General features: G+C 28.2%; 20 protein-coding genes, 1 riboswitch and 1 other annotated feature. Of the genes, 14 read left to right on the forward strand and 6 right to left on the reverse strand.

Going from position 1 to position 20359, the window contains the following annotated elements:
* The first annotated feature begins 20 nt into the window (after positions 1 to 20).
* Both BN6774_RS02155 and BN6774_RS02160 read left to right on the forward strand, forming a co-directional pair.
* Positions 21 to 683 (forward strand): ABC transporter ATP-binding protein, encoded by a 663-nt coding sequence (locus BN6774_RS02155; protein WP_066889647.1) that lies wholly within the window; start codon positions 21 to 23, stop codon positions 681 to 683.
* Positions 680 to 1426 carry an ABC transporter permease gene (locus tag BN6774_RS02160; RefSeq protein ID WP_066889649.1) on the forward strand — a complete coding sequence of 249 codons (747 nt, stop codon included), beginning with the start codon at positions 680 to 682 and terminating at the stop codon, positions 1424 to 1426. Before BN6774_RS02155 ends, BN6774_RS02160 begins: the two co-directional genes overlap by 4 nt.
* Positions 1427 to 1450: 24 nt before the next feature.
* On the opposite strand, the gene BN6774_RS02165 is transcribed toward BN6774_RS02160, so the two are convergent.
* Complete coding sequence (locus BN6774_RS02165; RefSeq protein ID WP_066889651.1) at positions 1451 to 2602, reverse strand: ROK family protein; 1152 nt, start codon at positions 2600 to 2602, stop codon at positions 1451 to 1453.
* A gap of 201 nt (positions 2603 to 2803) precedes the next feature.
* On the opposite strand from BN6774_RS02165, the gene xylA reads away from it, so the two are divergent.
* The 9 genes from xylA (at position 2804) to BN6774_RS02210 (ending at position 12291) form a co-directional block, all read left to right on the forward strand.
* Positions 2804 to 4111 carry a xylose isomerase gene (gene xylA, locus BN6774_RS02170; RefSeq protein ID WP_066889653.1) on the forward strand — a complete coding sequence of 436 codons (1308 nt, stop codon included), beginning with the start codon at positions 2804 to 2806 and terminating at the stop codon, positions 4109 to 4111.
* A 12-nt stretch (positions 4112 to 4123) separates the two neighbouring features.
* Positions 4124 to 6166, forward strand: a complete 2043-nt coding sequence (locus tag BN6774_RS02175; RefSeq protein ID WP_066889654.1) for a glycoside hydrolase family 31 protein — start codon at positions 4124 to 4126, stop codon at positions 6164 to 6166.
* A gap of 14 nt (positions 6167 to 6180) precedes the next feature.
* Positions 6181 to 6597, forward strand: a complete 417-nt coding sequence (locus BN6774_RS02180; RefSeq protein WP_066889656.1) for a PTS sugar transporter subunit IIA — start codon at positions 6181 to 6183, stop codon at positions 6595 to 6597.
* A 14-nt stretch (positions 6598 to 6611) separates the two neighbouring features.
* On the forward strand, positions 6612 to 7391 hold the full coding sequence (locus tag BN6774_RS02185) for a PTS mannose/fructose/sorbose/N-acetylgalactosamine transporter subunit IIC (protein ID WP_066889658.1): 780 nt from the start codon (positions 6612 to 6614) through the stop codon (positions 7389 to 7391).
* Positions 7378 to 8184: a PTS system mannose/fructose/sorbose family transporter subunit IID gene (locus tag BN6774_RS02190; protein WP_235829573.1), complete on the forward strand. Its 807-nt coding sequence runs from the start codon at positions 7378 to 7380 to the stop codon at positions 8182 to 8184. Before BN6774_RS02185 ends, BN6774_RS02190 begins: the two co-directional genes overlap by 14 nt.
* A gap of 13 nt (positions 8185 to 8197) precedes the next feature.
* Positions 8198 to 8674 carry a PTS sugar transporter subunit IIB gene (locus BN6774_RS02195; RefSeq protein WP_066889660.1) on the forward strand — a complete coding sequence of 159 codons (477 nt, stop codon included), beginning with the start codon at positions 8198 to 8200 and terminating at the stop codon, positions 8672 to 8674.
* A gap of 57 nt (positions 8675 to 8731) precedes the next feature.
* The gene (gene xylB, locus BN6774_RS02200; RefSeq protein ID WP_066889662.1) at positions 8732 to 10186 is read left to right on the forward strand and encodes a xylulokinase; all 1455 of its coding nucleotides are present in this window, start codon (positions 8732 to 8734) and stop codon (positions 10184 to 10186) included.
* 113 nt (positions 10187 to 10299) lie between these two features.
* The gene (locus BN6774_RS02205; protein WP_066889664.1) at positions 10300 to 10710 is read left to right on the forward strand and encodes a hypothetical protein; all 411 of its coding nucleotides are present in this window, start codon (positions 10300 to 10302) and stop codon (positions 10708 to 10710) included.
* Between the two features lie 91 nt (positions 10711 to 10801).
* Positions 10802 to 10874: riboswitch (Fluoride riboswitch) on the forward strand.
* Between the two features lie 187 nt (positions 10875 to 11061).
* Positions 11062 to 12291, forward strand: coding sequence for a chloride channel protein (locus BN6774_RS02210; RefSeq protein ID WP_066889667.1), 1230 nt, complete (start codon positions 11062 to 11064; stop codon positions 12289 to 12291).
* A 40-nt stretch (positions 12292 to 12331) separates the two neighbouring features.
* Here BN6774_RS02210 and BN6774_RS18790 read toward each other — a convergent pair whose 3' ends face one another.
* Entirely contained in the window at positions 12332 to 13027 is a 696-nt protein-coding gene (locus tag BN6774_RS18790; protein WP_235829574.1) for a CDGSH iron-sulfur domain-containing protein, read from the reverse strand.
* A 123-nt stretch (positions 13028 to 13150) separates the two neighbouring features.
* Positions 13151 to 14545 (reverse strand): asparagine--tRNA ligase, encoded by a 1395-nt coding sequence (gene asnS / locus BN6774_RS02220; protein WP_066889668.1) that lies wholly within the window; start codon positions 14543 to 14545, stop codon positions 13151 to 13153.
* A 52-nt stretch (positions 14546 to 14597) separates the two neighbouring features.
* Positions 14598 to 14848, reverse strand: a binding site (T-box leader).
* Positions 14849 to 14943: 95 nt separating this feature from the next.
* On the opposite strand from asnS, the gene BN6774_RS18065 reads away from it, so the two are divergent.
* Positions 14944 to 15360 carry a cytochrome b5-like heme/steroid binding domain-containing protein gene (locus BN6774_RS18065; protein WP_084766835.1) on the forward strand — a complete coding sequence of 139 codons (417 nt, stop codon included), beginning with the start codon at positions 14944 to 14946 and terminating at the stop codon, positions 15358 to 15360.
* 180 nt (positions 15361 to 15540) lie between these two features.
* On the opposite strand, the gene BN6774_RS02230 is transcribed toward BN6774_RS18065, so the two are convergent.
* Positions 15541 to 16239 (reverse strand): metallophosphoesterase family protein, encoded by a 699-nt coding sequence (locus BN6774_RS02230; protein WP_066889670.1) that lies wholly within the window; start codon positions 16237 to 16239, stop codon positions 15541 to 15543.
* Positions 16240 to 16359: 120 nt separating this feature from the next.
* Between BN6774_RS02230 and BN6774_RS02235 the strand changes: the two genes are divergently transcribed.
* Positions 16360 to 17439 (forward strand): M24 family metallopeptidase, encoded by a 1080-nt coding sequence (locus BN6774_RS02235; protein WP_066889672.1) that lies wholly within the window; start codon positions 16360 to 16362, stop codon positions 17437 to 17439.
* A gap of 563 nt (positions 17440 to 18002) precedes the next feature.
* Positions 18003 to 18503: a hypothetical protein gene (locus BN6774_RS02240; RefSeq protein ID WP_066889674.1), complete on the forward strand. Its 501-nt coding sequence runs from the start codon at positions 18003 to 18005 to the stop codon at positions 18501 to 18503.
* Between the two features lie 679 nt (positions 18504 to 19182).
* On the opposite strand, the gene BN6774_RS02250 is transcribed toward BN6774_RS02240, so the two are convergent.
* Together BN6774_RS02250 and BN6774_RS02255 are read right to left on the reverse strand one after the other, a co-directional pair.
* Complete coding sequence (locus tag BN6774_RS02250) at positions 19183 to 19644, reverse strand: DUF4829 domain-containing protein (protein WP_066889678.1); 462 nt, start codon at positions 19642 to 19644, stop codon at positions 19183 to 19185.
* Between the two features lie 20 nt (positions 19645 to 19664).
* Complete coding sequence (locus BN6774_RS02255; protein ID WP_066889680.1) at positions 19665 to 20135, reverse strand: hypothetical protein; 471 nt, start codon at positions 20133 to 20135, stop codon at positions 19665 to 19667.
* Positions 20136 to 20359 lie beyond the last annotated feature (224 nt).

Below are 20359 nucleotides of genomic sequence, written 5' to 3' on the forward strand. Positions count from 1 at the left end.
AATTAGTAAAGGATGGTGATATAGTGAACATATTAAAAATAGAAAACTTAAATTTTAAAGATAAAGAAAAAAATATTTTAAATAATATTTCTTTAGAAATAAAAAAAGGTGAATGTATTTCAATAGTAGGAGAATCTGGAGGCGGAAAAAGTACACTTTTAAGACTTTTGGCAGATTTAATATCTCCAACTTCAGGAGATATTAAGTACAAGGAGTCTAGTTATTTATCCTATAATCCCATAGAGTTAAGAAGAAAAATAAGTTATTGTACGCAGTTACCATATCTTTTTGGAGGAACAGTTAAAGATAATTTGGAGTTTCCTTTTAAAATAAGAAATAAAAAAATAGATAATAAAAGAGTAAAGGAACTCTTAGATGTATTTAAATTGGATACTTCGTATCTTAGTAAAGACATAAACTTATTATCTGGTGGAGAGAAGCAAAGAATAGCTTTAATTAGAAACTTAATGTTTTTACCAGATGTACTATTACTTGATGAAGCAACATCGGCTTTAGATAAAGCTAATACTATTATTGTAGAAGAATATATTAAAGAGCTAAATAATTCAGGAATAACTATAGTATGGGTAACTCATGATGAAGAGCAAAGTACAAGGATATTTAATAAGAAAATAACTATGGAAGAAGGAAAAATAAAGAAGACAGAGGTGATTGAGAGATGAGTACAAAGGCTTTAGTTTTATCCTCGGTATTAGTTGCTATTCCGGTTTTTATTTCTTATAAAGATAAATTAGACTTAGAGAAAGATATTATATTTAGTATGATAAGAGCAATAATTCAACTTATTATAGTTGGATATTTATTAGATTTTATTTTTGGATTGGAAAATCCTATATATACTATTATACTAATCTTACTAATGATATTTAATGCAGCCTTAAATACAAAAAAGAAGGAGGGCGGAATAGATAATCAATTATTAATTTCCTTTATATCAATACTAGTTGGGACAAGCATTACTATGAGCGTTTTAGTTTTGTCTAAGGCTATAGAATTCACTCCAAGTGAGGTAATTCCAGTAGCAGGAATGGTTGTAAGTAATTCAATGGTTGCGTTATCTTTAGCCTATAAAAATTTAATATCAACTTATAAAAATAATAGAACTGCAGTTGAAGTTAAGCTGTCATTGGGTGCAGATATAAAGGATGCATCTCAAGATATAATAAGAGATAGTATAAAAATATCAATAATGCCAAGTATAGATTCAGCTAAAACTTTAGGTATTGTTTCATTACCAGGAATGATGACAGGATTAATATTAGGGGGGACGTCTCCACTAATAGCAGTTAAGTTTCAAATAATGGTTACATTTATGATTATTTCATCAACATCTCTTTCAGTAATGATAGCAACTTATTTAAGTTATAAAAAATTCTTCAATAGTAGAAAGCAAATAAAAAGCTAAAAGGTGGATATTAATATCCACCTTTTATAATTTATCAGGAATTTCATTAAAAAAGTTATATATACAACGATTTACTCCGCCAAATAAATTAGATTTATTATCTAATTCGTTTGGAAGAATGGTGATTGCCTTAGAAAATATTGTATTTATTTTATTATTAATTAAATTCAGATAATCTGGAATATAATGAGTTATTTCGCTATGAATAAATATATTATCAGCAGCAAATAAGTTAAATATATTAGATATTCCAATGGACATAAGTTCAATATTTTTTGTTATTGTATCCACAGCTATTTTGTTATTTGAATTATATAAATCACAAAGTTCCTTTATAGTTCTAATCTTTATATCAGATTTCTTGTTAAAATCATCTAATAAAGCAGGAATTGAACAGTATTGTTCAAAGCAACCCTTATTTCCACAAGGACACTCTTTTCCATTTGGGATAAGTACAATATGACCTATTTCTCCTGCCCTTCCTTCAAAACCAGTATATAATTCACCGTTAATTATTATACCAGATCCTATACCGGAATGAACATTTATAACGACTGCATTATTTAAAGGCTCTATTGAGTTTTCAAATTCTCCAACAGCTGCTAAATTAGATTCATTTTCTAAATAAAAATTAATATTTGGCATAAGTGAAGATAGTTCTGTTATTAAGTCTATTTCGTCTAAATCATAGTATGGAGTAAATTTAATTTTGTCATTAAAAACTCTACCATGAACTGCTAAGGTAGCTCCTATTAATCCATATTTATATTCTGCTAAAAGGCTTTCTAAAGAATTGATTACCTTTACAATAATTTCGATTACATTATTTTTATTTATTATTTCTTCATAATAATCATAAAACAATACATTTTTGTTTAAATCAGTAAGTAAAAAGCTAACATAATCAATTCCTAAATCAATTCCTAAGCTACAACCAGCTTTTTCATTTATCTTAAGAAGTATAGGTTTTCTTCCTCCGCTAGAACCACTACTTCCAGTTCCAATCTCACTAACTAATTCATTTTCTATTAAAAGAGCTACTATTTCAGAAACACTGGCCTTATTAAGATTTATTAGTTTTGAAATATCTATTCTAGAAATATTAGGTTTCTTGAATAGAAGAGTTAATATTTCTACTATATTAAATTTTCTTATATTAAATTTATTATTATCCATTTTAAACACCTTCTTTAAGTATTCTTAGAATAATATAGCATAGCAAAGAAAAAAGTTCAAAAAGAATAAATTTAAAAATTATAAATAAACCCAAATTTTAAAATTTTTAAAAAATTTCAAATGTAAACATTGACACAGAAAAAATATGGATGTATCATTAAGTTAGATAGGAAAACTAACTAATTAAAACGAGGTGTATATATGGAGTACTTTAGTAACATACAAAAAATAAAATATGAAGGACCAAACAGTAATAATATGTTTGCCTTCCATCATTATAATCCAGAAGAAATAGTAATGGGAAAACCTATGAAGGAACATCTTAAATTTGCAGTAGCTTATTGGCATACATTTAATCAAGATGGAGCAGATCCTTTTGGAAAGGCAACAAATATAAGAAATTGGAATACAGAAGATCCGATGAAAACTGCTATGAACAAAGTAGATGCAGCTTTTGAGTTCTTCGAAAAATTAGGAGTTGAATATTTTTGCTTCCATGATATGGATATAGCTCCTTTTGGAGATAGCTTAGAAGAATTCTTCCATAACCTAGATGTTATAACTGATTACATGAAAGAAAAAATGGACAAGACAGGTATTAAGCTTTTATGGAATACAGCGGATAGACATTCTAATCCAATATATGTTAATGGAGCAGCTTCAAGCCCTAACTTAGATGTTTATGCAATTTCAGCAGCTCAAGTTAAAAAAGGAATAGATATAAGTAAAAAACTTGGTGGTAAGAACTTTGTATTTTGGGGTGGAAGAGAAGGTTATGAAAGTTTCCTAAATACAGATATTAAGTTTGAAGAAGAAAATATAGCAAGACTATATAAAATGGCAGTAGCTTATACTAAGAAGATTAATCATAAATTAACTTTCTTAATAGAACCAAAACCAAAAGAGCCAATGACACATCAATATGATTTTGACTCTGCAACAACATTAGCATTTCTTCAAAGATATGATTTAATGGAAGACTTTAAGTTAAATATAGAAGCAAATCATGCAATGTTAGCTGGACATACTTTTGAACATGAATTAAATATAGCAAGAAACTATAATGCATTAGGTTCAATAGATGCAAACCAAGGAGATTCACTACTAGGATGGGATACTGATGAATTCCCAACTAATCTTTATGATACTACATTAGTTATGATAGAAATCTTAAAAAATGGTGGATTACATGATGGTGGTATAAACTTTGATGCTAAGGTTAGAAGAAGTTCCTTTGAACAAGAAGATCTATTTATAGCTCATATAGCAGGAATGGATACTTATGCAAGAGGATTAAAGGCAGCAGCAAGAATAATTGAAAGTGAATATTTAGATAACATCAAAAAGGAAAGATATTCATCTTATAAGAGCGATTTAGGAAATAATTTATTGAATAATGAAGCAGACTTAGAGTCACTAACTAGCTATGCATTATCAATAAAAGAAGTTAACAACAAATCATCACATATTGAATATGTAAAATCTAAGCTTAATGACTATATTTATTAAGGGGGGGATTTAATGTTCTACACTATCGATAATAAGCTTTTTCGCAAATATGATAATGAAATATTGTGTATAGAGCCATGGGGGAAAAATAGTTTTAGAGTTAGATCAACACCTTATGGAGATATTCCTCAATATGAAAATGCATTAACAGAAAAGGTCGAAAATACTAAAGCAAATATAAAAATTTTTGAAGATTTAAATGAAGCAGAAATTATTAATGGAAACATCAAAGCATATGTAACTAATAGAAATAGAATAGTATTTAAAAATGCTAAGGATGAAATATTATTAGAAGAGTATATTAGAGAAAGAGCTGTTGCTAATGATATGGGTAACGAAGATGTTAGTGTAAAAAGTATTACTGGGTTTTCATGTACTTTAAAGCTAAGAGCTAGAGAGTTTACCCCTTCCTTAAATGGAGATTATAAGCTGACTCAAAGATTTGAGTCAGCTCCAAATGAAAAAATATTTGGAATGGGTCAATATCAACAATCATTCTTAGATTTAAAGTATTGTAAATTAGAATTAGCCCATAGAAATAGCCAGCTAACAGTTCCGTTTTATATATCAAACAAAAATTATGGATTCTTATGGAATAATCCTGGTATTGGAGAAGTAAATTTTGCAAAAAATATAACAGAATGGACTATGAAATCTACTGATTATTTAGATTACTGGATAACATCAGAAGATACTCCAAAAAAGATAATAGAAAACTATACAAGTGTTGTTGGTAGAGCACCTGAAATGCCAGAAAATCTATTAGGATTATGGCAAAGTAAGATGAGATATCAAACACAAGAAGAAGTTTTAGAAGTAGCTAAAAAATATAAAGAGCTAGGTATTACACCATCAGTTTTAGTAATAGATTTCTTCCATTGGACAGAGCAAGGACATTATGATTTTGATAAGAGATATTGGCCGGATCCACAAAAGATGGTAGATGAGTTAAAAGAAATGGGTATAGAAACAATGATTTCTGTATGGCCAACAATATCACAAAATGCTAAGAATTATAATGAAGCTATTGAAAAGGGTTTATTAGTTAAAGTTAATAGGGGAGTAAGGATTACAATGCAGCAATTAAGTAACACTGTATTCATAGATCCAACTAACCCTGAAACAAGAGATTATGTTTGGGAAAGATTGAAGAAGAGTTACTATGATAATGGAATATCTATGTTCTGGCTTGATGTAGCTGAGCCTGGCTATGCATTATATGATTTTGATAACTATAGATATCACTTAGGAACTGACTTAAAAGTAGGTAACTTATATCCTAATGAGTTTTCTAAAATTGTATATGACGGATTAGCGAAAGAAAATAAAACTCCTGTAACATTAATTAGAGGTTGTTGGGCTGGAAGCCAAAAATATGGAACTTTAGTATGGTCTGGAGATATAGATTCTAGTTTTGGAGCATTTAGAAATCAAGTTAATACAGGATTAAATATGAGTATTGCAGGAAATCCATGGTGGACAACTGATATAGGAGGATTCCATGGTGGAAATATAAATGATCCAGAATTCAGAGAGTTAATGATAAGATGGTTCCAATATGCAACATTCTCTCCAATTCTTAGAATGCATGGAGATAGACAACCTCATAAAAAACCTCTTGGAAAAGATGGTGGAGGTCAATGTGAAAGTGGTGCAGATAACGAAATTTGGTCATATGGTGAGGAAGCTCAAAAGATATTTGTTAAGTATATAAATATAAGAGAAAAATTAAAGGGCTATATATCAGGGCTATTTAATGAAACTCATAAATCAGGAGAACCAATAATGAGACCTACATTCTTTGATTATCCAGAAGATGAAACAGCTTGGACAGTAGATAATCAATATATGTTTGGTTCAGAGCTACTTGTAGCTCCAATTATGTACTATAGAGATAGACAAAGAAAGGTTTATTTACCAAAGGGAAATAATTGGATTGATATTAATACAGAAAAGATATATGAAGGTGGTCAATTTATTACTATTGACGCACCATTAGATAATATTCCTGTATTTTGTAAGGAAGGATCATATATTAAAAATTTATTAGTATAGTAGGTGAGATAAAAATGTATAAAATAGTTTTAGCATCACATGGAAATTTCGCTAATGGAATTTTAGATACAATTCATTTCTTCACAAAGGATACTGAAAATGTATATCCAATAATATTAGATGAAAGTGGAATTGATAATTTTGAGAAAAAAGTAATTTCAGTATTTAATGATATTAAGGATTCTAATGTTCTTATATTAGTAGATTTATTTCATGGAACACCATTTAATGTTTGCACAAACAATATAGGTCTAATAAAAGGAGAAGTTGATATATTAGCTGGAGCAAATGTACCAATTTTTCTAGATGCTTTATTAAATAGTTCAAATCTTTCAGTTTCGGAAGAAATTGAGAATATTAAAAATATGAAAGTTGTAAATATTTTATCAGAAGAATTAAAAAATCAAACAAGTAACAATGAGGATGAATAAAAGGAGATGTGAGAATGGAAGTTCAAGCTTGGCAATTAATATTAATTGTTTTATATGGTTTTTTTATCAACTATGAAAAAAATAGTACTATGTTCGGTACATATCAACCAGTTACAGCAGGATTTATTGTTGGATTAATAATGGGTGATGTTAAGACAGGATTATTTATAGGTGGAACATTGCAATTAATGTCCCTAGGTATAAGTAACTTTGGAGGCGCATCAATACCTGATTATCAAACAGCTAGTGTTGTTGCTACATTTATAACAGTTTCAACAGGACAAGATCCTAATGTTGGAATAACTATCGGTATCCCTGTAGCTCTATTAATGGTTCAATTAGATGTATTAAGAAATACTATTGGTGTATGGCTAGCTCATAAAGCTGAAAGTTATGCAGATAAGAGAGAATATAATGGTATTGCTAGAATGCAAATGTTAGGAGTAGTTTTAACTTGTGCTACTACAGGAGTTCCAATATTATTAGCAACTATATTTGGACCAGATTTAGTAAATGCATTAATAAATAAAAGTCCAGAATGGTTATTAGGTGGACTTCAAGTAGCAGGTGGAATTTTACCTGCAGTTGGTATAGCTTTACTATTAAAAAATCTTCCTACAAAAGATTATTTTGCATATCTTTTAATAGGATTTGTAGTTACTATATATTTAAAACTTCCTTTATTAGGAGTTGCACTTATAGCAGCAGCTATAGCATTAATTGAATTTAAGAGAGAAAATGATAGAGAAGCTACAGTTGTTTCTCCAGTAGGAGGTATGGATGAAGATGAGTAATAATGAACTTACACCAAAAAAAATACGTAGTAAAGTTTTATTAAGATGGATATTTACAAGCAGTGTATCATCTAACTATGAAAAAATGCAAGCTTTAGCTTATTGTTATGCAATATTGCCATTTTTAAAGTTTACATATAGAAATGATCCAGATGGATTACAAAGTGCTGTTAAGAGGCATTTGCAATTCTTTAACACAAATCCATGGGTAGCACCATATGTCTTTGGTTTAAATATAGCTATTGAAGAAAAAGAGAAGAATAATGCAGCAGATGCTGTAAGTTCAATAAAAAGTGGTTTAATGGGACCTTTGGCAGGCTTAGGAGATAGCTTATGTGTTGTTATTCCTTGGACTATATTTGGAGCAATAGCTGCAAATATGGCTATAGAAGGAAATCCAGCAGGAATATTCCTATGGATAGCAGTAAGCGTTGCTATAAAAATGCTTAGTTTCCCTTTATTTAAAGCAGGTTATTTTTCAGGAACTAAGTTAGTAAATGTTTTAGAAAGCAAAATGAAATCAATTACTAAAGCAACTTCTATTTTAGGATTAATGGTTGTAGGTGGACTTATGTCTACAGTTATAAGAGCAACTGTAGGTTTCAGCTTTGTTCAAGGTGAAATTGAAATGACTGGACAAAGTATATTAGATCAAATAATGCCAGGGTTAATTCCAGCAGCTATAGTTGGATTAATGTACTACTTATTAGGTAAGAAAGTTAAACCAACATATTTAATATTATTAGTAATAGTGATGTCAATAATTTTACACGCACTAGGAGTACTTGTTTAGGAGGGATAATAAGATGAAAGGGATAATTCATATAAGAATAGACGATAGATTAATACACGGTCAAGTTGCTACAATGTGGACAAACAACTTAGGAGCAACAAGAATTATGGTTATTAATGATGAAGTAGCTAATAATGATCTACAGAAATCAGTATTAAGAATGGCTGCTCCATCAAATGTAAGCACATCAATTATAACTAGAGAAACAGCATTAAAAAATATTTCTTCAGGAAAATATGAAGGACAAAAAGTATTTATTGTTGTAAAATCACCATTAGATTTACTTTATCTTGTGAAAAATGGATTAGATATTAAGAAGATTAATGTAGGAAATATGTCTTCTAAATCAAACACAGAAGTTATAAGACCATCTATAAGTGTTACACCAGAAGAAAAGGAAGCATTTAAAGAATTAATAGATAGAGGAGTAGAAATTACAGCAATAATGACTCCTACAGATCCATTAGTTTATTTAAAAGAATATCTTTAAGATTTAAGGGAGGCAAGAAAGTCTCCCTAATTTATTAATTAAATAGGAGGATATTTTATGGAATATGTAATAGGATTAGATTTAGGAACAGGCTCAATCAAAGGAATAGCTTTAAGTAGAGACGGAGAGGTAGTATTAAAACATTCGGAAAGTTATCCTTTATATAACAGTAGGGAAGGATACTCGGAACAGGATCCAGAGGACTGGTATAATGCTTCAGTTAAAGTTTTAGAGAAGATAACTAAAGATTTAGAAGGACATGATCTAAGAGCTATAAGCATATCTGGTCAAATGCATAGCTTAGTGTTGTTAGATAAAGAAAATAATCCTATAAGAAGAAGTATTTTATGGAATGATACAAGAACTACTAAGCAATGCCAATATATTATGGATAACTTTGCTGATAAAATAATTCAAATCACAGGAAATAAAAGTTTAGAAGGATTTACACTTCCAAAAGTATTATGGATAAAAGAAAATGAACCTGAAAATTGGAATAAAACTAAAAAGTTCTGCCTACCTAAGGATTACTTAGTGTTTAAATATACAGGTAATATATGTACAGATATTTCTGATGCAGCTGGAACTCAAATGCTAGATGTAAAAGAAGGAAAGTGGTCAGAAGAAATAGCGAATCTTTTGAATTTAGATTTAGAAAAGTATCCTAAGATATATAATTCAACTGAATGTGTAGGAGAATTGAATGATGAGTTAAAGGAAAAATTAAATGTTAAAGGAAGTATTAAAATTTTCCCAGCTGGTTCTGATAACCCATGTTCAGCTTTAGGATCAGGAATAATAAATAAAAATAGAGATTTATTAAGTATAGGTACATCAGGTGTATATTTAAAGTATGAAGAAGAGTATAAAAATTACCATGGAAGACTTCATATGTTTAATAATGTACTACCAAGTAGTTATTATTCTATGGGGGTAACTCTTTCTGCCGGAGATTCTTTAACTTGGTTTAGAGATACTTTTGCTAAGGATAAAAGCTTTGATGAATTATTAAGTGGTGTTTCGAATGTTAAAGAAGGAGCTAATGGATTATTATTTGCTCCATATATAGTAGGTGAAAGAACTCCATATACAGATAGTAAAATAAGAGGGACATTTATAGGAATAGATAAAAGTCATGATTTAAATCATTTTGCAAGAGCGGTAATCGAAGGAATAACATTCTCATTAAAGGATTGTTTTAGCATTTATGAAGATGATAGTGATAGAGATATAATTTCAGTAGGTGGAGGAGCAAAATCAAAAGATTGGCTTCAAATTCAAGCAAATGTATTTAATAAGAAGATAATATCATTAAAAATAGAAGAAGGACCATCTCTTGGAGCAACAATTATTGCAGCTGTTTCTTTAAATTGGTTTGAATCATTTGAAGATGCTGTAAAGGTAATAGTAAAAGAAAAAGAATGCTATTATCCAAAGGAAGAAGCAGTAGAAGCCTATAAAGAAGTTTATTCTCGTTATAGAAGAGTGTACGGAAATATAAAAAATATATAATACAAAGCTGAGGGAACTCAGCTTTTTTTATTATAATCTTATATCGATAAACAATAAAAATATATTGATAAATATTATTATAAGTGCTAATATTAGCATAAGGGGTGAGAATTATGAAAAATAATAAAATGAAAATGGTGTTAATAACTTATGATTTATTTTTAGCCTTAGGTGCAATATACGAAGGATTTAGAATGGTATTAGGTAGATATGGAGAGTATCCACCAGAATGGTTAGGTAGGGTACCATTTAAAAGTTGGGTTATTCCAGGGATTATTGCAATACTTTTTTATGGGTTAGGTAATTTATTAGCAGGAGTTTCTACTTTTATTGGGGGAAAGAAAGGAATAATAATTACATTTATTATGGGAATAATATTTTTAGTAAGTTTACTAATATCAATAAGAGTATTAGGTGATATATATTTAGCGACAGGTGAATTTATTATTCTTAGCGTTATTCAGATATTATTATCAATAATAACATTTATTGTATATAGGAGTAGAGAAAATGGTTTAGTATAGAAATTTTAAATAAACACTTCATTATATGATAAGTAGATGAGTAAATTGATTTTTATAAATTTTAGTATTATAATATTTAAATAAGACATAAATAAGTTTTGGGAATGAAGTTCTCCCGTGAGAAATCTAAACCGTCAAGTAAGACTAATGACTTCTATGATTTTAATCGTAGAGCCATAGTCTTTTTTTAATGTATAGGAAATTATAAAAATGTTACCCTGTGAATAACTTTTTATGATTTCCATCATTCAGCTTTGAAGTGCATCTATTAATTTTGCGATGACTTGGAGCGAAGCGACGGAATAAGCAAAATTACATAGATGTACTTTTTTATTAGGAAGGTGGATTAAGATGAGAAATTTTAAATTAATAATCTCTACTTTTATAGTTTCAATTATAATGGGTATTATATCAGCAATATTTTTAAAATCCTTAGAATTAGTTACAACATTAAGGGGAAGTTTTCCTTATTTAATTTTTTTAATCCCTATAGTTGGAGTATTAACAGCATATACATATTCAAAATACGGAAAAGGATCTAACAGAGGAAATAATCTTATTATTGAAAGTGTTCAAAAGGATGTGAAAGTTCCTTTTAGAATGGCATTTTTAACATTTATTTTTACTGTATTAACTCATTTAGTTGGGGGATCGGCAGGAAGAGAAGGTACAGCAGTTCAAATAGGAGGAACTTTAACTAATAAAATAGCTAATACTTTTAAATTAGAACACAAAGAAAAGAGGGTTCTAGTTATGGCTGGAATAAGTTCAGCCTTTGGTTCAGTATTTGGAACTCCACTTGCAGGAACCTTTTTTGGAATGGAAGTATGCTTTATAGGAAAACTTAGTTATGAAGCAATGATATATTGCTTTATTGGTTCCTATACAGCTAATTTTGTTACAGAATCATTAGGTATAAATCATGCAGCGCATATAATAAAAGCAGTACCAAATATTTCTTTATATACATTATTAATAGTAATAATATCCTCAATTTTATTTGGGATTTTTGGAAGACTATTTTCAAAAGGAATTCAGTTGGTTAAGGGCTCTTATAGTAAAAATATAAAAAATAATATATATAGAGCAATAATATCCTCAAGTGTAGTTTTATTAGTAATTATAATATTTAACTTATATAATTTTGAGGGATTAAGTACGTGGCTTATTGATAGTGGTTTTTCAGGGGATGTAAATATTTTAGATCCAATAAAGAAACTGATATTAACTGTATTAACCTTAGGAGCTGGATTCCAAGGGGGAGAGGTTACTCCATTATTTGATATAGGAGCTTCTTTAGGTGGTGCTATAGGTAACTTAACGAATATAGAACCATCATTACTAGCAGCTATTGGAATGATTTGTGTTTTTGGAAGTGCAACTAATACTCCAATTACAACTATAATGTTAGGAATTAATCTGTTTGGAGCAGAAGCCATTCCTTATTATATAATTGGAGCTTTTATCAGTTATTATGTAATAGGCCACAATGGAATTTATGGAGCACAAATTATTACTACTCCTAAGTTAAAAAGACTAGAAAAACATAAAGGTATATCTTTAGAGAATATAGAAAAATAATTTATTAAGGAAGTGTTATGCACTTCCTTTTATATTTATTTTAAACTAGTTTTAAATGAGATCCGTCACAAAATGGCGGAGTTTTAGTATGATTACAAGCGCATAAATGGGCTTTTTCAGTTTTTTTAGAGGTAAAAGCTAAAGGTGTAAAATCTGTTCCAACATGTGCACCATTGCAAAAGGGTGAAGTGGAACTTTTACCACATGTGCACCAAAAATAAGTCTCATCTTCTTTTAAATCAACTAAGATAGGATGTTTTTTAGCTACAGAAGACTTGTCCATGATAACTTCTTCATTAGGTTGATTAACTATTGAATCATATTCAGATTTTATTTTATCAGCAAGGTCCTGATCTTGTTTAGATACATTAAATAAATACATCAAAACACTTCCAGGATAATCAACGTCATCACTTAAGTAAGTACGTTCTAAAGATTTTCTAGCTAAAGAAATAGTACAGTTATCATCATGTCCTTTATTACATTCCTTACATATCTTACAAACACTTGCAATACCTTTAGCTATAAGATTCTTATTATATAATTTTGTATCGCTCTTTGGTATTAATTTTTGTCCATCAGTAATAATTTGAATAGAATTTGGATTTGAAGCTTTTATAGCATTTAAAGCAAATCCTATGTTGCATTTTGATTTAATGCAATCTTTAGTCCCATAAAATTTACATTCTAAACAAATAAGAGTTAAATTTTCTTCAGTATTTTCATAATAATTCATTGGTATCCTCCTTTATATTTATATTTATATTTTCGTATATAAAGTTATAAATTTAATAAAAGTTTACTTTAATTTTATATATGAAAACTCCTAGTAAATATAATATTTACTAGGAGTTTTTTACTAAAATTCAGATTGTCCTGTAGTTCTTGGGAATGGGATTACGTCTCTGATATTTGACATACCTGTAATATACATAATAAGTCTTTCAAAGCCTAATCCAAATCCAGCGTGCTTAGTTTCACCGTATTTTCTAAGCTCTAAATACCACCAGTAATCTTCTTCGTTAAGTCCCATTTCAGCCATTCTCTTAGTTAGAATATCAATTCTTTCTTCTCTTTGGCTTCCTCCTATAAGTTCTCCGATTCCTGGAACTAGAAGGTCAGTTGCAGCAACTGTCTTTCCATCATCATTTAATCTCATATAGAAGGCTTTAATATCCTTTGGATAATCAGTTACGAAAACTGGTTTCTTAAAGTGTTCTTCAGTAAGATATCTTTCATGTTCTGTTTGAAGATCGATTCCCCATTCAACTGGATATTCAAACTTCTTATCAGCTTTCTTTAATATTTCAACAGCTTCAGTATAAGTTACCTTTCCAAAGTCAGATGAAACTACATGGTTTAATCTATCTAAGATTCCCTTATCAATAAATTGATTAAAGAATGCCATTTCTTCTGGACATTCAGCTAAAACATATTCTAAAACGTATTTAAGCATATCTTCAGCTAATTCCATATCATCTTGTAAATCAGCAAAAGCAATTTCAGGTTCTATCATCCAGAATTCTGCTGCGTGTCTTGCTGTGTTTGAGTTTTCAGCTCTGAAAGTAGGTCCAAAAGTATAAACATTTCTAAATGCTAAAGCATAACATTCAGCATTTAATTGTCCAGATACTGTAAGGTTACTTTCTTTTCCGAAGAAATCTTCTTTGAAATCAATTGCTCCATCTTCAGTCTTTGGAACATTGTGTAGGTCTAAAGTAGTTACTCTAAACATTTCTCCAGCACCTTCACAGTCACTTCCAGTTATTAATGGAGTGTGAGTATAAACAAATCCTCTTTCTTGGAAGAACTTGTGTATAGCATATGCAGCTACTGAACGTACTCTAAATACAGCTGAGAATGCGTTACTTCTTGGTCTTAAGTGAGCTATAGTTCTTAAATATTCAAAAGTGTGTCTTTTCTTTTGAAGAGGATAGTCTGAGCTAGACATTCCTTCAATTATAACTTCCTTAGCTTGAATTTCAAAAGGTTGCTTAGCTTCTGGAGTAGCAACTAAAGTACCTACAACTGTTATTGATGAACTAATAGGTAATTTTGAAACTTCTTTAAAGTTTTCAATTGTGTTATCAAAAACAACTTGCACATTCTTAAAGAAAGTACCATCATTTACTTCAATAAATCCAAAAGCATTAGATGCTCTTAATGTTCTTATCCAACCAGAAACTTTAACTTCTTTAGATAAGTATTCTTCTTGGTTTCTATAAAGAGATTTTACATAAACAACTTTACTCATTTCTTTTCCTCCTAGTTAAATTTTATAAAATAAAAAACCTTCCATCCCTAATACAAGGGACGAAAGGATAATTTCGCGGTACCACCCAAGTTGCTATAAAATAGCCACTCATCTGACACTAATAATGTCATTCAAGGTATAACGGTTTGAATCCGTCTAAGTCTACTTAAGTGAAAAATATATCCACTTGTTCGGTTAGAAACTCAGAGATGTTCTTCACTAAAGGCTTCGTATAAGGCTCACACCATTCCTTACTCGCTAAAACTACTTCCATAAAGCTACTCTTCTCGTCATAGTAATAATAATATATGCATTTTATTAAGATTTTACATCAATTTACTAACATTTGCAACTTTAATTCATAAGATAATTTAAGGAAATAAATTAGGGGGAGTTAAATGAGAAATAAGAATTTCTTAGAAGAAAAATTTATTGAGCTAAATAAGCTTAAAAGTATGATATTAACATATCCAGAAGAATATAAAAATAATTTAGTAGAAGTTATGGAGAGGGTTTGCAATCAAATTAATTCATACTTAGATGAAGTAAGTTTTTATAATAAAAAAAGAGAGAATGGATTGATTCAATTAACTGAGAATGAGTTAGCTTTATATAATGGTGAAAATGGAATGCCAGCATATATTGCCGTGGATGGAATAATATATGATATTGGGGATGTACCTCAATTGAAAGATAAAAATCATATTGGAGTGAAGGCTGGAGCTGATTATAGTGAAGTCTTTAAAAAGTGTCATAATGGGGATAAGAGTATTTTATCAAAATTAAAAGTAGTAGGATTAATAACTATTGTATAAGATTGCAAAGCAATCTTTAAATGAAGAATGTATAATGAAGAATGTAAAATTAAGGATGTTTTGCACAGCAAAACTTAAAATATATTGGTGCGAAGCACCTTCTGTAAAAATCTGAAAGATTTTTTTCCTTAATTCTACATTCTAAATTTTTAATTTTTCATTATAAAAATGTTTGTATTTTTATTCTGTTCCGCTTTCATAAGAGGAAACTAATTGGCTAGGAAATTTAAGCATTTGTGCATCTTTTACGATTCTTTTATATTCATATTCTAATTCTCTAAATTTAATATTAACAGATTTATCTTCTTTTATTTCAATTAATGCATAAGTAGCATTCGGACGACCTATTTTAGGTTTACCAACACTTCCTGTATTTATAAATGTTTTATCATCAAACTTTTTGTAAGAAGGGATATGAGTATGAGCACATACTAAGATATCTTCTTCTAATGTTTCCATTATATTCTTTGTATTTTCACCATCTTCAAATAGATATTCATTTATTGTATTTGGGCTACCATGAGTAAACTTAATTTTTACTCCGTTAATATCATAATTTAGCTCATTAGGTAGTTGAGATAAATAAAACTTATTGGAAGCTCTAACTTCTTCAGAAGCCCAAGGTAGTGAAAATGAATTAATAGATGTATTTCTTATAAAAGTAAAATCTCCATCAACTACTGAAGCATCGTAATTACCTTTTATACAAGGAATTTCTCTTCTTTTAATTAAAGCAACAACTTCATTTGGATGAGGACCATAACCAACTAAGTCGCCAAGGCAAACTACTAAATCTACTTTTTGTTCATCTATATCTTCTAAAACCTTCATTAGTGAATAAATATTTCCGTGTATGTCTGAAATTGCAGCTATTTTCATAGTAAATCCTCCTAAACAAATATATTTAATTATATCATTATAAATTATTGATATAAATAGATATTATTTTATTCATGAGGTATATTATAAATATATATGTAAAACAGAGGTGAGTTAATTATGAAGACAAATAGAGTAAATAACGTATTAAAAGAAATGTCAAAACAAGGTTTAAATCAAATGATAGTATCATCACCACCTGCTATATTTTATTTAACAGGAAAGTGGTTTTCACCAGGAGAAAGAATGGTGGCTTTATATTTAAATACTAATGGAAATCATAAGCTTATTGTTAATAAATTATTCCCAGTTTATGAGGACTTAGGTATAGATTTAATTTGGTACACAGATATAGAAGATCCAATACAAATATTATGCACAGTTGTGGAGAAAGAAAAACCTTTAGCTGTGGATAAAAATTGGCCGGCACATTTCTTAATTAAATTAATGAACAATAATGGAGCAAAGGCTTTTGTTAATGGATCTCCAATTATAGATAGATTAAGAATGATAAAGGATGCTGAAGAAATAGCATTAATGAAAAAATCATCAGAAATAAATGATAAGGTTATGCTTGAAGTTTGGGATAACTTAAAGGAAGGTCAAACAGAAAAATATTACGCTAGTCTATTAGCTGAAATTTATGAAAAGCATGGAGTAAATGAATTTTCATTTCCTCCTATAATTGCAGTTAGTCCAAATGGAGCTGATCCACACCATCATTCAGATAAAACTCCTATAAAGAAAGGACATAGCATAGTTATAGATATTGGAGGAGTTTATAATTCTTATTGCTCTGATATGACTAGAACTGTATTCTTTGGTGAAGAACCAAATGAAAAACATGCCCAAATTTATAATATAGTTAAGGAAGCAAACCTAAGTGCTATAAGAAAAGTTAAAGAAGGTGTTAAGTTCTCTGAAATAGATAAAGCTGCAAGAGATTATATTGAAAATGCAGGATATGGTGAGTATTTTACTCATAGAACAGGACACAGTATAGGAATAGAAGATCATGACTTTGGAGACGTGAGTTCAACAAACCATGAAGAGATTAAGGCGGGAATGATATTCTCTATCGAGCCAGGAATATATTTAAAAGATTATTTTGGAGTAAGAATTGAAGATTTAGTTTTAGTTACTAAAGATGGATGTGAAGTTTTAAACTCTGTTCCTAAGGATATAACAATAATTAAATAGAATAATATTTATTTTTCTATTTTAGATATGAAAAGATACTATTTCCAAATATTGATTAAGAAATAGTATCTTTTTTCAATTAAGTTTATTTATATTAAACTGAAAATAGTGATTTTTTCAATTTTTTATAGTCTACAAATGGCTTAAAACCGTAAATTTTTATTTTTTCGTGAAAATTCCATTTAGTGAAATTAGAATAGTTATAGTTTATAAAATATTAAACCTCAACTATCACTAGTCATATTAATAAAATAAGGAAATCTAAATCACTTCAATCATTTCCATATGGAAAAAGAAATGGATTCTAAATGTATCAAGATTATAAGCAACAAGATTTACATTTGAAAAATAAGCTTTTACTTTACTGTTATTAGTATAATAATTACTAGATATTCTTTGCAATTCAAATAAGAAGCATACCCACAAAACTATATAGTGTAAATATATTTCCACTAGTAGTAGCTTCTTTTTATAAGTTAGAGGCTGGGTGTTAGAACAGAACTTTTAAAAAATAAATTTAAATGTGATATAATATTAAATAAGAATTGGGGGAGGAAGTAGCTATGAAATTATATAAATTAAAATTCTTATTAATTATTATTTTAATTATTTTAATTGCAATCCCTTTTTTACCCTATAAAATGCCAGAAAGAGATAGATATGAATATGATAATTTAATAAGACTAGAGATTAAATGCCATGAGTGGAGTGGTGGGCCTAAAGTTATTGATGGACAAGAACATTTAGATAGATTTCTAGACACTTTACCTGACAAAATTATTTCAAGAGATACTGTAAATTTAATTGGAAATACTCCATTTAAAAGTATATCAACATTTAGGCAGGGAATTCCTTCATATAGTGAATTTGTTGTTTATGGAGAATTTAAAGAAGGTTATTCAAGATTTAATGAAGTCAGTTTTGATGTTAAAGAATGGTATCCTAAGAACAAGTACGTAACACTATATGATAGTATGATTTTTTATAAATTAAAGATATATCCTATTTTAATTATTATAATTATTCTTTCAATATTAGCTAGTCTCAATGTATCAACAAAATAAAACATGTTAATATCCATATATTTTATATTTTTAATTACACCATAAATTGGAAAGTGAAAAGGGGTAATGATTTGAAAAAAATTAAATTTGAAGAAAATTTCCTTAAAATTGCAATAATACACCTAAGTATCTTTGTTATTTCTAGTGTAATATTAATTTTTCATCCATCTAATAAAGATCCTCTACTTATTGTAGAAATATTACATCCGAATTTTACAATAAAGCAGTTGGTGATTTGCACCATTTTATTTTTAATTTTAGCTATATTATTTAAAGTAGAAAATAAAGTTTTAAATATATATTTGTTAATTATGATGATTATGTGTATAAAAATGTCTATAAATTCAAAATTTTGGGGTTATAAGTTTAAGATAGAAAATCCTTTCTTATTGTGGGGGACCTATCCACTTGGTTATTATTTATCATTTTGGATTGAAGTAAAAAAAATAAAACAGTATAGTTTTATAATAATGTTATCATATTTTATTACTTTAAGTATTCTGCATAGAGTGTCAATTAAGTTTATTAATATTATTAAGAGTAAGATATGATTTTATAGATTTATAGAGAACTTAATTAATGATGAAAAATGTTAAAAAGTTAAATAACATTTATATATTATAATATTTATAAAAATTATAATATTTAATATGAGCATCACATAGAGTATTAAAATTTATTAGTCGCCTATATCATTTATTTTCCATTTTCTACTATAACTTTCTTTAATTAAATAATAAGTTTGTGTATATTCACCACTATCTTTAACTGATTTATTATCATCTTTATATTTTATATAATATTTAACTTTATATATTTTAATATCATCTCTTGGTAACTCATCCTTAAAACTTCTGCTCTTACCATGTATATATCTACTATAAATAGATTCATCATTTACTAATTCTACATCAATTAATTTCATACTCTCTATTGCATTTTTTATAGTATCTATACCTTTGGCTCCTAGTCTATTATCATAAGTAACACACTTATTTAGTCTATCGATATTATGGGTATCTATAGATTCTATATAATTTTTTATGGTTCTTTCTGGTAAATTAATAGTTTTTATAAATATAAAAAATACACTTAATATAAATACAATCGATATTAATATAATCTTTAATTTCTTATTCATATTATTTCCCACCTTACAAATTAATTAGAAGAATAGTCTTTCTTCAAAGATTTTTCTTGAGCTATGAAAGCTTCCTTAGCTTTATTTAAGGGTATTCCTAAAGTCATAATTATAATGATAGTATAAATTAGCTTGGTTATATTTATTTCAAAATTTATAAATCTATAAGAGAAATAAGCTATTGCAAGCATTATATACGATTTAGTAAGAAGTTTTGAGTTTTTTAAATAAAACCCTTTTCTAGTAAAAATATAATGAAATATGTACGCACTACCTATTAAGAAATAAAACAATCCACGAAAGGCATACTCTATTGTAAAATCAGCTTTTGAATAAATAAATAACTTTAATATTATAAATCCGCAGATTAAACACATAGTTCCTGAGAATAAACCCATTATTATTGTTGTAAAAGTTAAACTTATTTTAGATAGAATACCTATAACGTCACTTTCCCAAAAAGGCATAAACTTGAGTAAAACTTTTTTCATTTTTAACCTCCCTAATAATTTAAAACGGAAAATACTATATATAAAATTATTGTATATTATTGGTAAAGAATCAAGAATTTTATTTTGAGGAATTTATCTTGAATTATAAAGAAATATATTTTAAAATTAAAAGTATAAACTTATTATATATAAATATATATAATAAGTTTTGTAAAGGATAACAATAAACAGAAGATTAGAGTATAAAGGGTTCAATTTAATAA

Source organism: Clostridium nigeriense (genome assembly GCF_900086595.1).
GTDB lineage: Bacteria > Bacillota > Clostridia > Clostridiales > Clostridiaceae > Clostridium > Clostridium nigeriense.